Origin of the sequence: Cryobacterium sp. Y62 (genome assembly GCF_002929785.1) — a bacterium.
Lineage (GTDB): Bacteria > Actinomycetota > Actinomycetes > Actinomycetales > Microbacteriaceae > Cryobacterium.
The window spans coordinates 1-12,711 of record NZ_PJJK01000101.1; the positions used below are offsets into that span (position 1 = coordinate 1).

Annotated in this window: 18 protein-coding genes; 16 read left to right on the forward strand and 2 right to left on the reverse strand. The window is 63.3% G+C overall.

Annotated features, from left to right (window positions below; all coding sequences use genetic code 11):
• Window positions 1–137: 137 nt before the first annotated feature.
• The 4 genes from CXY71_RS08005 (at window position 138) to CXY71_RS21050 (ending at window position 3,306) form a co-directional block, all read left to right on the forward strand.
• A complete protein-coding gene (locus CXY71_RS08005; protein WP_092341922.1) occupies window positions 138–407 on the forward strand; it encodes a hypothetical protein in 270 nt (89 codons plus the stop codon).
• Window positions 408–620: 213 nt separating this feature from the next.
• Window positions 621–2,549 (forward strand): hypothetical protein, encoded by a 1,929-nt coding sequence (locus CXY71_RS08010; protein ID WP_233204547.1) that lies wholly within the window; start codon window positions 621–623, stop codon window positions 2,547–2,549.
• A gap of 152 nt (window positions 2,550–2,701) precedes the next feature.
• Window positions 2,702–2,899 carry a hypothetical protein gene (locus CXY71_RS08015; RefSeq protein ID WP_146072773.1) on the forward strand — a complete coding sequence of 66 codons (198 nt, stop codon included), beginning with the start codon at window positions 2,702–2,704 and terminating at the stop codon, window positions 2,897–2,899.
• Window positions 2,900–3,144: 245 nt separating this feature from the next.
• On the forward strand, window positions 3,145–3,306 hold the full coding sequence (locus CXY71_RS21050; protein WP_158253022.1) for a hypothetical protein: 162 nt from the start codon (window positions 3,145–3,147) through the stop codon (window positions 3,304–3,306).
• Here CXY71_RS21050 and CXY71_RS08020 read toward each other — a convergent pair.
• The gene (locus tag CXY71_RS08020) at window positions 3,303–4,271 is read right to left on the reverse strand and encodes a hypothetical protein (protein WP_146072774.1); all 969 of its coding nucleotides are present in this window, start codon (window positions 4,269–4,271) and stop codon (window positions 3,303–3,305) included. The two genes, CXY71_RS21050 and CXY71_RS08020, sit on opposite strands and share 4 nt — an antisense overlap.
• Window positions 4,272–5,192: 921 nt before the next feature.
• On the opposite strand from CXY71_RS08020, the gene CXY71_RS21930 reads away from it, so the two are divergent.
• The 11 genes from CXY71_RS21930 (at window position 5,193) to CXY71_RS08065 (ending at window position 11,220) form a co-directional block, all read left to right on the forward strand.
• Complete coding sequence (locus CXY71_RS21930) at window positions 5,193–5,408, forward strand: hypothetical protein (protein ID WP_233204548.1); 216 nt, start codon at window positions 5,193–5,195, stop codon at window positions 5,406–5,408.
• Window positions 5,399–6,130, forward strand: coding sequence for a DNA-processing protein DprA (gene dprA, locus CXY71_RS08025; protein WP_233204549.1), 732 nt, complete (start codon window positions 5,399–5,401; stop codon window positions 6,128–6,130). The genes CXY71_RS21930 and dprA overlap by 10 nt, the downstream gene beginning before the upstream one ends.
• 332 nt (window positions 6,131–6,462) lie before the next feature.
• Window positions 6,463–6,615, forward strand: a complete 153-nt coding sequence (locus tag CXY71_RS21055; RefSeq protein WP_158253023.1) for a hypothetical protein — start codon at window positions 6,463–6,465, stop codon at window positions 6,613–6,615.
• 18 nt (window positions 6,616–6,633) lie between these two features.
• A complete protein-coding gene (locus CXY71_RS08030) occupies window positions 6,634–6,822 on the forward strand; it encodes a hypothetical protein (protein ID WP_104135121.1) in 189 nt (62 codons plus the stop codon).
• Window positions 6,822–7,757 (forward strand): DUF3560 domain-containing protein, encoded by a 936-nt coding sequence (locus CXY71_RS08035; protein WP_104135122.1) that lies wholly within the window; start codon window positions 6,822–6,824, stop codon window positions 7,755–7,757. Before CXY71_RS08030 ends, CXY71_RS08035 begins: the two co-directional genes overlap by 1 nt.
• Before the next feature lie 139 nt (window positions 7,758–7,896).
• Window positions 7,897–8,334, forward strand: a complete 438-nt coding sequence (locus CXY71_RS08040) for a hypothetical protein (RefSeq protein ID WP_104135123.1) — start codon at window positions 7,897–7,899, stop codon at window positions 8,332–8,334.
• Between the two features lie 290 nt (window positions 8,335–8,624).
• Window positions 8,625–9,116 (forward strand): DUF3846 domain-containing protein, encoded by a 492-nt coding sequence (locus CXY71_RS08045; RefSeq protein ID WP_104135124.1) that lies wholly within the window; start codon window positions 8,625–8,627, stop codon window positions 9,114–9,116.
• An 18-nt stretch (window positions 9,117–9,134) separates the two neighbouring features.
• Entirely contained in the window at window positions 9,135–9,338 is a 204-nt protein-coding gene (locus CXY71_RS08050; RefSeq protein WP_104135125.1) for a hypothetical protein, read from the forward strand.
• 354 nt (window positions 9,339–9,692) lie between these two features.
• Window positions 9,693–10,310 carry a ParA family protein gene (locus CXY71_RS08055; protein WP_104135126.1) on the forward strand — a complete coding sequence of 206 codons (618 nt, stop codon included), beginning with the start codon at window positions 9,693–9,695 and terminating at the stop codon, window positions 10,308–10,310.
• A complete protein-coding gene (locus CXY71_RS08060) occupies window positions 10,307–10,654 on the forward strand; it encodes a hypothetical protein (RefSeq protein WP_104135127.1) in 348 nt (115 codons plus the stop codon). The genes CXY71_RS08055 and CXY71_RS08060 overlap by 4 nt, the downstream gene beginning before the upstream one ends.
• Before the next feature lie 317 nt (window positions 10,655–10,971).
• The gene (locus tag CXY71_RS08065) at window positions 10,972–11,220 is read left to right on the forward strand and encodes a glutaredoxin family protein (RefSeq protein ID WP_104135128.1); all 249 of its coding nucleotides are present in this window, start codon (window positions 10,972–10,974) and stop codon (window positions 11,218–11,220) included.
• Here the strand turns inward: CXY71_RS08065 and CXY71_RS08070 are convergent.
• Window positions 11,191–12,183, reverse strand: coding sequence for an IS481 family transposase (locus CXY71_RS08070; RefSeq protein ID WP_104135129.1), 993 nt, complete (start codon window positions 12,181–12,183; stop codon window positions 11,191–11,193). The genes CXY71_RS08065 and CXY71_RS08070 overlap by 30 nt on opposite strands.
• Before the next feature lie 147 nt (window positions 12,184–12,330).
• Here CXY71_RS08070 and CXY71_RS08075 point away from each other — a divergent pair, with 147 nt between their 5' ends.
• The gene (locus CXY71_RS08075; protein WP_104135130.1) at window positions 12,331–12,699 is read left to right on the forward strand and encodes a single-stranded DNA-binding protein; all 369 of its coding nucleotides are present in this window, start codon (window positions 12,331–12,333) and stop codon (window positions 12,697–12,699) included.
• Window positions 12,700–12,711: the final 12 nt, after the last annotated feature.

The window sequence follows — 12,711 nt, forward strand, 5'->3', positions numbered from 1 at the left end:
CAAGCGAAATTCCCGCCTATCACGTCGGAAATCGCTGGATCATCCACAAGACCCAACTACGCCAACGACTCCAAGAGACCAACAACCAGCAGCTCTCACAAGTCAAAACGCCCGACACGCCGTCGGAGAAGCCGTAGATGCGCGCATTTAACGTCCATGATGGATTCATGTCAGCAAACAAGGGAGTACAGCGCCGCTCACGCGTTGCCAAACGCAATGATCTCGTAGAGGCGCGCTGGCGCATTCCGAAGGAAATCAAGGAAGAGGCCGAGCAGGCCGCCAAGGCTTCCGGTCTCTCAGAAGCGCTCTACGTTGACCTTCTCCTACGGCAAATCGCCAAGCAGCACGGCGGCTTGCCTCGTTTTGCTGCAAACAGGTTGGAGCTGCCCATCTTAGACGTGGCTTAAACGAAAGAGCCCGCCGCTTCCGCGACGGGCCGACATAAGTTTCGTAGCTCAAACCCTCTCTGCTTCCAGGCGCCGAGGTCCGAGCTAATCAAAATCACCAGCCCTCACGGGAGGTTCTTTTATGCCCCCAAGAGTTGAATCGAAGGAGATGACACCATAGTAACCGATGTATACCGTTTTGACGTAGTTTCTGACGATGGAACTTCGTTGGGCGTGTCTTCCGAGTGGTTGACGGCGTGGGATGTGACGCGTCGGTTGAGTCCGCGCGGTCAGGTGCGGGTGATGAAGCGTGATGTTTATGGGCGTCTGGACGAGAATAGCTACCCCCTGATCTTCCGTGTTGGCCCGACGGAACCGACGACGCCGTGGTTGGTGCGTTTGGCCGATGAGGCGGGCATTTTTCGTCTGTTGTGTTTTGACTTCGACGGTAAGGAAGCCGGCGTGGTCTCGCCTGATTTGATGGAGCGCGCTGTTGACGATTGTGATGCTCTCTCGGGGATCCTTGATGGCCTCGGGATTGCGCACGTGGTGTGTCAGTCCTCGGGTACTGGTGGTCGTCACATCTGGGTTGCTGTGCAGGGGGGCGCGCCGGCTGTTGCGGTGGCTGCTCTTGCAGCTGCAGCGCATGCCAATTATGCGACCTTGGACCATGGGATGCTCTGTAACCCGCGGGAGGGTGGTGCCCGTCCACCCTTGGCTCCGCACCGCGACGGTAGTAGCTCGATTGTTCTCCGTGGTGCTGTGGCAGGGTTGTTGTCGCCGACGGTAACCAGCAGTGATCTTGATGCCCTAACGGGGGTTCTTGATCGGGCGAGGCCGGCGGTGAGGCCGGCTGATACGACGCCGTCTGGTCCTCTTGATGCTCGCTACAGCGCGCACCGCCCGCTCAGCGCGTGGGGCCAAGGCCACATGGCCACCGTCAACGGCGGCAGCAACCCCAGCTGGACGGGGTTTATGTGCTTGCTCGCGGCCGCGTCGGCCGGGTGGACCCTGGCCGACGCTTCCCTGGAGGCACGGACTGCGCCGGGGATGGAGCACTACCGGACCAAGAACACCAGCCGAGGCACCCGCAAGCCGCGCACCCCGGCGGAGGCGACGGCGCGTCTGGAACGGCAGTGGGCTAAAGCCCAGCAGTATTCGGCTCTGCAGGCGCCGCTTCGCACCTCGCGTGCCCCGGCCGATCTGACGGAGCTGAGCGTCATCGTCGACAGTGTCGAGGACCTCCTGACCCGATTCCGGGTCTCCCCCGGCCGCTGGGGCCAGTCCGAAGCAGCGGTGTCGCGCCGCACGATCCTGTCCGCAGTGGCCTACCTGAGCTTGCAGACCGGGAAACGCACGGTCGCGGCGTCGATCCGGGATCTGGCCCTGATGGTGGGACTAAGCCGCGACACCGCCAGGCGGGCCCTCACCGCCCTCGCCAGTGACGGTTTCCTCGTCCGGGCGTCACCCAGCGACAGCGGCAACGCCGCCGAATGGCGCTTATCAGGCCACTTTTCCACAGCCTCTCGTACGGTTGCGTCACAACCAATAGATAACCCCCGCCCCCCCTCCGAACTTTTCAACCTCCGTAGCTCCTTGGTGGCCAGGCTGGAGCGTCAGCTGACCGACGGCCGTCACGATCTCTTTACCCGTCCTGGGCTTGGACATCTCGCGGGCAAGGTCTATGCCCTCCTCGCTCAGCACCCTGCGTTGACTATCAATGTGGCTGCTCGTTTACTGGGGGTCAGCATCCGTCATACCGCGACGATCTTTAGTCGTCTTCGTCGTCACCGATTGATTGTGAGGCATGTGGAGGGGTGGGCGCGGGCGAAACGGGATCTGCGCGACGTGGCTGCTCGCGTCATCGGTGTCGCTGGACTATTACTCGATCGGGCGAATCGGTATCGGGTCGAGCGTGAGGTGTGGGAGTGGTGGCAGGCGGAGGTGGCGACGATGAATGCTGCTCCGCGTCGTCGGCCGAAACGGGTGGACGTGTCGAGCCGGCCGTTGTTTCGGGATGTGAATGCGCCGGGTGAGCGGGTGTGGCCGCGGTATCCGCGCTCGAGTGATCAGCGTGGTGATCACCGTGTTGCGCGGGAGTTGGTGGATTTGGGTGTGTTGAATCCGGAGAATCGGTGGCAGTACCTCGGCGACGCCGCCTAACCATCAGCGACAGCCTGGGAGTCATGTCATGAAGTGGTTGATAGTCGCGTTATTGCTTCGTTGCGCATGTCGATCTTGCGGATTTGCTCGACAGCAACACCTTCGCGGACGCTGTGTGCGAGGGACTCGCACCGGAAGAGCACTATCCCTGCGTGCAGCTGACCACCTCGAACGGGAGCACACATCTGGTGTCGCTCGGCGTATACCCGGACCGGGTCGGCGCCCTGACTCGATCCATACCCCTGCTCCTCGGTGCCAGCAGCGGCAGCGGCAGCGTCGGCAGTGACGATGACGCCCAGTTCGAGGGCCTCCTAGTGGAGGCACCGTCGGTCCGGACGTTTCGACCGTAGAAAAAGTGACGTATGAAGTCGTTGAATATCCGGACAGAGTAGCGACACGCACCGCTACCAACCCCGGAAGGCGCAGTCCCCACCCCGCCACAACCCATCCCCCAATCGACTCGTAGGGGTCAGCCCACAAACTAGATGTCCCGTCAGTTCAGAACTGACGGGACATCCTTTGGGTTGGTTGGAGTTTGTGCAGAGTCGTGTCGTTATTGACTCTTGAAATCGTCGTCCGGACCTGAAGTGGTCTGGTGCTTACGATCTCGGTGATTCCGCATTGTGAACCTGATCACGAAAACCGCGATCGCTACGACGGCCGTTACCGCGAGGACCTGAGCAAACGGAGTTTGCAGGCTCAACGTGGCGACTGCAACGATCAGGGCGACCGCCAGGGCGGTCAGGACATCAACTAGCAGCGCTCGTTTGTGACGTTCCAAGCGATGACACCTCCTACGTATGGTGCGTTAAGTTGCGCACATCGACCTGCCTGGGAGGCCGCGTCCAGGATGGGCTTTTCCCACGTCCAGAGGCGAATACCCACGGCCACCGCACATGCGACGTTACCAAGCGGCACCGGGATAAAGCCACAGAATGCAGCAGAAATGTAGGCCGGAGTGAAGTTGTTTGCCATTTTAACAGTCTCGGCGTGGGTGAGCTTGATGGCAACGCCCCACCACAGCCAGCTGACCTTAGGATCAGCCACGACGGGGTAGGCAACGCCGACTGCCCGGTGTTCAACGACTTGGGTTAGCGTCGTGCCGGTCAGCTCGTAGCGGGTTGCTACCTCAACACCGTTGGCGTCTTTTGCCCACGGTGCGGCGATCGCGGCGATGACCTGCGTGGCGTCGCTGATGATGAAGCCACCAGCGCCGTCGTCCACGATCGTGGCCCCCTCAGGGAGCGAGAGAGGGTAGTCGTAGCGGGTCGGTGCGTCACTGTTTTCGATGACCGTGTTGATCTGGATCGTGCCGTCAGCCTTGACCACGGGCACGGTCGTGGATCCGTTCTGGTTGTCGTAGGAAACGATTCCCTCGGCTTCCACCTCGGCGCTCGATGCCTCGCCTGCGAACGGAAGCCCGATCGTCAACGAAGTGTCCGAGCGCGGAGACTCCGCCACGATCCCGGCCGCAGGTTCGACCGGCACCGAGACCAGCGCTGAGGGCAGCACGGCGTCCATGGCGAGCTGACCGGAATCAGTTGTCGCAACACCGGCCACGTCGTCCAACGTTGTCGGCGAGGCGCTGACCAGAGCTTCGAGAACGTTCTCCGACGGTTCGTCTGCGAAGGCGGCCCCTCCGCCGGCCACCAAAAGCGAGGCAGACAATGCGCAGGTTGCGACAGCCCCCATCATTCCCCGAATACGTGAATGATTCTTCATGGATTCCTCCATTTTCTGCCGCCACCAATGACGGCTACGGATCAAGGCTATCTAGGCACGCTCCACTGAAGCACCCCCCCATAAAGAGGGGTTTCTTGATGCGTTTGCGCACCCTCTGCTCCCAGTGTTTTCGTGCCACGTTTGAGGAGCTGACCGATCCCGAGCTGCTCATCATCTTGGGTCGGTCGGAGTGTTACCGCTGCCACGAACATCGTGACATGACGCAGATCGGCCGCGGTGCGGTTTGAATGCCCGAACCCAGCATGCAACGAATTGGTGCGCCTGATCAGCGCCAAGAATAAGCGCGCACGAGCCGTCGCTGCGCACGCCGCCGCCGCACTCGTGGCCATGTCGCCGGTACGAGCCCGAAGCAAGAGGGCCGCTACTGCACGCCGTCCCCGGGAGAATTAATCCGGCTGCGCTGAGCAAGCTTGCAACAGGATAGCCGTAACCCACCCGAAATTCCCTCGTGGATACCGCACGCGCCACTGGCCGCGCCGGCCAGCGGCGAGTGCAACTTCTGAGCCGGGCGCACCTCTGTGCGATTTCAGCTGTCAGCTGTCAGCTGTCAGTTGTCAGTTGTCACGTCTCGCACCGCCTGGAAAACAAGCCTTGCCGGCGGCAGCACAACGGAAGCAACGGGCAGCCGCAGCCCTTCTCTCCTACAGCGGAACGGCGGCGCGGCCGCCTTCAGCCCTTATGGAGCGGAGCCGCTGCGCAGCACTGTTTTTCTGATGCTTTTTTGACCATTCCGACCGGTCATCGTAGCTTCCTGTGCGGCTGCGTTCCCAGATTTTCAGACGCGGTCGCACGCTCCCTTATTTCGCCTGAAATTCTGGGCACTCCACCGCTTCGGTCGCTTTCGATTTCTCTCGCCGGAAGGCAAAAAAACAAGTTGTCCCGAGAAGAGAGAAGAAACACATGACCACCACATCCACCATCACCCGCCAACTCACCACCCCGCCCGCATCACTGACGGGCCAGGACTTGAGTCCCGACGCGATCGCCCGCGCCGTGTGGACCATCGTGGGAGAACCCGGAGACACCCAAGCCGGAGACTCATTGCTGCAGTCGGAGCCGCCGACGCGCTCACCCTGCTGTGTCAGGGCGAGGACACTGCTGCCGGAGTGGACCTGACCGGCCTGCGTGAGCGCGTACTCCCTCCCGTCGTTGACACCGCCTTCGTGGCAGCCTTCACTGCAGCGGCAAAGGTTGACGCGGTTCTGATTACGCCGGAACGCCCTCACTGGCCCGCCGGATTCGCCGACCTCGGCGTGAGCGCCCCGCACGCCCTCTGGGCCCGAGGCAATACCGCCCTACTGGTCGCCCAGCCGAGCATCGCCGTCGTCGGCGCACGGGCGGCCACCGGGTATGGCGAGCACGTATGCATGGACATCGTCGGCGGGCTCGTCGGCCGCGGGCACACCATCGTATCGGGGGCCGCGTATGGCATCGACGGCATGGCGCACCGCGCCGCCCTCGCCAGCGACGGCCACACCGTCGCATACCTCGCCGGAGGTGTCGACCGGTTCTACCCCACCGGCCACGACGCCCTCCTCACCCGAATCGCCACCAACGGCGTCGTCGCCTCAGAAATGGCCTGTGGGTCAGCGCCCACGAAATGGCGTTTCCTCATGCGTAACCGGTTGATCGCCGCAGTGGCCCGGGCGACCGTCATCACGGAAGCCGGCTGGCGCTCAGGTGCCCTGAATATCGCTGCGCACGCCCTCGGAATCAACCGCCCCGTGGGCGCCGTGCCTGGCCTCGTGACCTCACCAGCCAGCGCAGGCTGCCACCGCCTGATCCGCGAATACGGGGCGCAGCTCGTCACCAACGCCGAGGACGCCGCCGCACTCTAACCGGACAGCCGGTCATCCTCACGGCTGGCCGGCGAGGGGCGCTCCCCCTCGCGCTCCCCCACGTCGGGATATCACAGTGATATCACTCTGAAACCAAGACGGCGATGCCGTCAAGAGCAAATTGGAGCCGCTGCGCGGCACTGTCTAAAAGACTTTTTTGTCCTTTCTGGCGTTTCACCGTAGCTCCCTCCGTGCCTCCGTCACCCAAATTCTTGGACGCGCCCTGCGGGCTTATTTCGCCCGGGAATCCGGGCGCTCCGGTACTCCCGGTCGCTATCGATTTCTCTTGCCAGATAGGGCAAAAAAACAGTTGTTCAAGAGGGAGAGAACCCATGGCTGAGTCAGATTACCCGTACGAGAACACCTATCCCCGGGACCGCTACGCCGGTGGGTGCGCCTGCAGCGGTTGCCGGTCCGAAGGTGCCGCAGACACCCAGCCGGGCGAAACCTGCACCGCCATCCGCTACGCCGACAGCTTCGCCTAGACCGAGGGAAAAAGACTCATGCTCATCACTCAGCTTCCGCCCCTGACTCCCGGAGTGCTCGGGGCCGAAAACCTGCTCAGCAGCGCCGACATGTCGACCTACTGGAACAGCCAGAGCTACCCCAACCCCCGCAGCCGGTTCGTCATCGTAATGACCCCGAACGGCTCCCGCGTCAACGCCAGCGCAACCCCGAGAGGAACCCGCTAATGCTCACCATCACCCACACCCACGAAGCCGGAACCATGATCGACGGCACCAGCCGAGGAGACGGAACCGCCGAAGTCCTCAAAGCCGCCGGATGGCGCTGGGGACGCAGCATCAGCGCATGGCTCGTCCCCCAGTCCCGCGACCGCCTGCCCAAGCTGCACACCATCACCCGCACCAAGACGGCACTTGAAGCCGCCGGGTTCGAGGTAGAAACCGAAATCGACAGCACCCACCGCACAACCGCCGACGTCGAAGCCGGAAAGATCGAGCGTCAGGCCGACCGGGTAGACGCCCTGGCCGCGAAAGCAGAGCGCAAGACCAGCGCGGAAGATGTCGCCTACGACAAGGCCCGCGCAGCGCTGGGCCGGCTGCCCGAGGGAGGCGAGCCGATCAAGGTCGGCCACCACTCCGAAGGCCGACACCGCAACGCGATCGCCAAAGCAGATACCGCCATGCGTAAATCAGTCGAAGCCAGCGCAGAGGCCACCGTCGCCCAGGCCCGCGCCGACGCGGCCACCCACACCACCGACGCCCGTTACAACCCGGCCACTGTGGCCAACCGCATCGAAACGTTGGGCGCTGAGCTCCGCAAGCTCGAACGCCGCATCACCGTGCAGTGCTACGACGACACACGCGGCTACATCGACGCCACCGCCGAGCAGATCCAGGCCCGCGCGACACGCCTCGCCCCGCACATCGACGAGAAGCGCGACCAGATCGCCTATTGGGAAGCCGTCCGCGCCGCCCAGGTCGAAAGCGGCAAAGCCACCGGCTACGACCGCTCCACCGTCAAGAAGGGCGACCGGGTGAAGATTCGCGGCCAGTGGCGCGAAGTCGTGCGCGCCAACCTCAAAACAGTCAGCGTCACCACCGGCTACACCTGGACCGACACCGCCCCCTACGCCGAGATTCAGCAGCTCCTGCGGCCCGAGTAGTCCCGCCGCAGCGGCCGGCCCACCCAGGGCCGGCCGTGAGGGGGCATCCCCCTCACCCTCCCCCAGCAAGTGCAGCCGGCCCCGCCCGGCACCCATCATCGAGAACGGTCCCGACACAGGGACCACAGGAGATCCGGCAATGATCATCACCTACGAACGCCCCGCCACGCTCGAGGCGCACCAGGTCGACCAGGACGCCCCCGACGCCGACCACAGCCCCACCGGGGCGAAGTGCGGGGCAACGACCGTCGACGTGCTCGGGATCCAGTGGCGCTGCAGCAGAGCACCTCACCCCGGCCAGGACGAACACCGCGCCGCCTTCACTCCCCCAGGCGACGGGCCGACCGGCGCCGTGGCCATCGCGTGGACGTACCAATACGCCACCGACGCGCAGCACGGCGACGTCGACCAGGCTGCCCCCACCCAGAGCATCACCGTCACCCTGTCGTTTCCCGACCGAGCTGCACACGGCATCAACGCGGCCGCGCTGATCCGCAGCATGGTCGACGCCGGACTAGGCCACTTCTGGGAAGGCGACCAAGACGACGTAACCGCCAGGTCAACGGCCACCACCTGACCGCCGGGCCGCCCCTCACGGGGTCGGCCGCGAGGGGGACGGCGCCCCCTCACACTCCCCCAGGTGAATCCGGCACGGAGACCGGATCCACGCGGAGCCGGCTGCGCCGGCCTGACTCTGACAGAACTTTTCTTCCCTTGGTGGCCGGTCATCGTAGTTCGCTCCGTGCCTTCGTCACCCACAATCTGGCACGCGGTCGCAAGCTCCCTTATTTCGCACCAGATTGCGTGCACTACGGCACTCCCGCTCTCAATCGATTTCTCTTGCCACCAAGGGCAGAAAAACGGTGGATGACTACACAACCACTGCCCACGAGAGCCCGGGACCCCGCGTATCTCACCATCCTTGGAGAGGGAAACACCATGACCACCACCATCCGCAGCGTCAAGATCAACCCGACCGAAACCATCACCACGCTCGACCTGGACAGCGCGAAGGGTGGCAACGACATAGCGGCCGCCATCGACTGCCGTATGTTCGCCGTCGTCGACCTGGCCGACAGCATCGACCTTTTCGTCGACGATGAGGGACTCATCAACGGGTCAACCCTGAACCTGCCCGCAACCGTGCTCGCCCACCTGCTCAGCAACCCGACCGTGATCTTTGGAACCGCCATCGCAGTCGGCACCAACCCCGAGGGCCAAGCTGTCGGGCTGAGCGATACCCAGTTCGCGCGGGTCCAGATAGCTTTCGCCCAAAAGCCCGACTCGGGAACCGTCGACACGCTCATTGAGAGCCTGTCGCCGTTCCCTACCATCGTCAGCATGCTCCGCAACATCTAGCAAACGGGAGGAAGAGCAATGGCCGCCATGAGGATCGAAACAATCCAGACCCGCGTCACCAAAAGCGACGACGACACGTGGAGCCGTACCCGTCAGCTCGCCAAACGCGGCGAGGATCTGCACAACCACGCACAAGCCGGGTACACCCTGGCGCACACAGCAACGATCGACAGCCCGGAATACGTGACCTTCGTCGACACCCTCACCCGCGTCAACGACTAACCATCCGGAGGGGCGGCCACGGCCGCCCCTCCCCCAGCCGGAAGGCAACACCATGACCGAACGATTCTCCCCATGCGCCGACCACCAGAGCTTGCACCGCATGGACGACTTCAACCGCGCCCTGTCAATCGCCAAGGGCTGCCCCCAGTGCCTTGTCGAGGCCGACTAGCCGGGACCGGCTGCTGGCCGGCCCTCGCGGGCCAGCCGGTGAGGGGTGACCCCCTCACACTCCCCCGGATAAGACGTACTCGCGTAAACACTGCATTCAGTGAACGCGTAATTACGCAAATACGCTTACGCGTAGTTCAGTGAGTCAGTAAACACTGAAACGCGTAATTACGTTAGGATGAAACCATGAAAGTAATCACCGTGACCAACCTCAAAGGCGGGTCGGCCAAGACGACCAGCACCGCATACCTTGCGCATGCCTTCGCGGCACAAGGTAAGAGCGTCCTGATTATCGATGCTGACCCGCAGGGGTCATCGCTCCGATGGAGTGAGCAGGGGGAGTGGGAGATCCCCACCATCGCCATGCCAGTCAAGAACCTTCACACTCGCCTCGCAGGCATCGTCCCGCCGGCGATTGACATCGTCATCATCGACACACCCCCGCTGGACGAGCAGGCCGGCATCGTGTACTCCGCGCTCCGCGCCGCTGACACGATCATCGTGACCATGGCGCCCACCATGCTCGAATTCGAGCGCCTGCCCGACGTGTGGGCGGCGATTGACGAGATGGAAGTACTTCGAGATACCCCGCCGGTGGTTGCCGTATTGCTGAACCGCACCATCACGAACGCCAATTCGACTCCCATGTTCCGGGACCTCATCACCGACAGCGGACGAACAGTGCTCACGACGACTATCCCGCGGCGGGAACCAATCGCGCAGGCGTTCGCCGCACCCGTCACTGACCTCGGCAAGTACGCCGACGCTGCCCGCGAAATCGACGCGCTTGGAGTGAATCCGTGAGCAAGGCAGACGACATGAAGGCCCGGGCCGCGGCCCTGTCGAACAGGCGTGCGCCGGCGCCGGCCCCTGCAGCGCAAGACGCCCCCGACGTCGCGGCAGAGGCTCCGGCTCCCCGCGCCCCCCAGCGCTTGGCACCCCGCGCCAAGCCCGTACGGGTCACGACCGACCTGGCCCCACAGAGCTACCGGGCGCTTCTGTCCTACTGTGCAGAAATGGCGGAGGACTTAGGCCGCGCCAAAGTCCCACACGTAGAGGTAATCCGAGCCCTTATCTCAGAACTCAACGCCAACCCGGAACTGCAGGCGACCATTCGCCAAGCAGTCGCCAAGATTCTCAGTAAATAAGTAAATAAGTAAATAAGTAAATAAGTAAATAGTAAACGCGGAGTCATGTCACGGGGAGCGCACAACGCAGCCAGCCGGCACGGAGGCCGGCTGGCTGGGGAGCCGCTGCGCGGCACTGTAGAGCCTGTGATGCTTGCACCTGTCTGGCCGTTCACCGTAGTTCGCTCCGCGCCTTCCGTTCCAGGCTTTCGCGGCATATCCTCGCTCGCTGCTCTCGCTTCGGTATTCCACGACCCTGCACTACGGCACTCCCGCTCTCAATCGATTCCCTTTGCCAGACAGGTACAAAGAATTGTTGGTGGGGAAGGGGCAGGAACATGAGTGCGTCAGTGGTCGTCTATACGTTGCCGGAGTGCCAGCCGTGTCGAATGACGAAGATGAAGCTTGACCAGGAGGGCATCAGCTACGCGGTCGTCGACCTGTCGCAGAACGAAGCCGCGCTCGAGCACATACGGGCGCTAGGACACCTGCAGGCCCCCGTCGTCGAGACGGCATCGACCAGCTGGTCCGGATTCCAACCAGAACTCATCACCGCACTAGCTGTACTGCCCAGGGAGGTTAGTTAAGCGGCTGATGGGTGGGTGGTTTCCGATGGCGGTGTGGGGCCTGTGGTGATTGTATTCGTGGATCCAGGCTGGCAGGGCGTTTCGACGGGCAGATTCTGAATTGTAGAAGCGGCTGAACGCCCAGCCGTCGGCGAGGGTCCGGTGGAAGCGTTCGATCTTGCCGTTGGTCTGCGGGCGGTAGGGGCGAGTCTTCTTGACCTTGATGTTCAGGTCTCGGCAGGTGTCGCGCCAGAGGTGTGATTTGTAGGCGGAGCCGTTGTCCGACAAGACCCGTTCCACGGTCACGCCGCGGGCGGCAAACCAGGACACCGCGCGGTGCAGGACCCCGACGGCTGTCGCGGCGGTCTCGTCGTTGTGGATCTCGGCATAGGCGACGCGGGAGTGGTCGTCGATGACCGTGTGCACGAACGCGGTCCCGATCAGTGGGTTGTGATGAACGCTGCGGTTCTGGGTCGCCGTCGCGGCTCGATTCTTGCCGCCTTGCTGCCGACCCACGTAGCGCCATCCGCCACCGTCGGGGATATTGCCGAGCTTTTTCACGTCGACGTGGATCAATGACCCCGGGGTGGCGTGCTCGTAGCGGCGGACGACCTCCCCGGTGCGCACATCCACGTGGTGCAGCTTATTCAGGTGGCACCGGGTCAGAACCGCGTGAACGGTCGAGGGCGGCATATTCAGTTTTACGCCGATCGCCACGGGCCCCAAACGCTTCTTCCAGCGCAGGTGGACGAGCTTCCTCACTTGGTCCTGAGGTGTCTTGGTGGGCATGCGGTGCGGGCGTGAGGACCGATCCTCCATCCCGCCCGGGCCCATCATGGCGTAGCGGTCGGCCCACCGTTTCGCGGTCGGCCACGACACGTTGAACAGTCGGGCGGCGTAGACGATCGAGCGGTCTTGCTCGACGACAAGACGCGCCAAGCGAAGACGGTGACGCGGAGTCAAAGCAGCATTAGCGTGAGACACGAGGACCTCCTGGTCTGAAGTGGTTGGCCTTTGACAGCTCCACTCCACAACCGGAGGTCCTCACCCACAACCTGCCTGGGCAGTACAACTAGCCCAGTAGCTCGAAACCCGTACCTAACCGCACAACCAATCGAAGGAGCAGAACCCATGTCAACTCAGCGCACGATCACTGGGAACCTCGCCGCCGACGTCGACGTAGTGAAGGCCGGCAGTCTCAACATCACGAAATTTCGAGTCATCGAGAACACGGGGGAGTACCGCGCCGGAAGGTACATGGAACACGTTGACCCGACGACGCATTTCGTTGAAGCCAAGTTCGAGCTAGGCGAGAACGCAGCGGCCACGCTCCACAAGGGAGACGCGGTGATCGTCGTCGGCCGAGAGCACACCAACAGCTGGGGCCCCGAAGGATCCAAGACCTACGGCCGCGTCATCGACGCCGACTACATCGGCGCCGACCTCAGCCGCGCCGTCGCGCAGATCCGCCGCAACAGCAAGCCCGACGACCAGGCCTAACACCCGCGGGCC

Bases quoted from the DNA above. Each gene is read 5' to 3' on its own strand.
- CXY71_RS08040 (WP_104135123.1), top strand. From the start codon at position 7,897: ATGATCATCACCTACGAACGCCCCGCCACGCTCGAGGCGCACCAGGTC.
- CXY71_RS08020 (WP_146072774.1), bottom strand. From the start codon at position 4,271: ATGAAGAATCATTCACGTATTCGGGGAATGATGGGGGCTGTCGCAACC.
- CXY71_RS08045 (WP_104135124.1), top strand. From the start codon at position 8,625: ATGACTACACAACCACTGCCCACGAGAGCCCGGGACCCCGCGTATCTC.
- CXY71_RS08005 (WP_092341922.1), top strand. From the start codon at position 138: ATGCGCGCATTTAACGTCCATGATGGATTCATGTCAGCAAACAAGGGA.
- CXY71_RS08075 (WP_104135130.1), top strand. From the start codon at position 12,331: ATGTCAACTCAGCGCACGATCACTGGGAACCTCGCCGCCGACGTCGAC.
- CXY71_RS21055 (WP_158253023.1), top strand. From the start codon at position 6,463: ATGGCTGAGTCAGATTACCCGTACGAGAACACCTATCCCCGGGACCGC.
- CXY71_RS08065 (WP_104135128.1), top strand. From the start codon at position 10,972: ATGAGTGCGTCAGTGGTCGTCTATACGTTGCCGGAGTGCCAGCCGTGT.
- CXY71_RS08030 (WP_104135121.1), top strand. From the start codon at position 6,634: ATGCTCATCACTCAGCTTCCGCCCCTGACTCCCGGAGTGCTCGGGGCC.
- CXY71_RS08055 (WP_104135126.1), top strand. From the start codon at position 9,693: ATGAAAGTAATCACCGTGACCAACCTCAAAGGCGGGTCGGCCAAGACG.
- CXY71_RS08050 (WP_104135125.1), top strand. From the start codon at position 9,135: ATGGCCGCCATGAGGATCGAAACAATCCAGACCCGCGTCACCAAAAGC.
- CXY71_RS08035 (WP_104135122.1), top strand. From the start codon at position 6,822: ATGCTCACCATCACCCACACCCACGAAGCCGGAACCATGATCGACGGC.
- CXY71_RS21930 (WP_233204548.1), top strand. From the start codon at position 5,193: ATGACCACCACATCCACCATCACCCGCCAACTCACCACCCCGCCCGCA.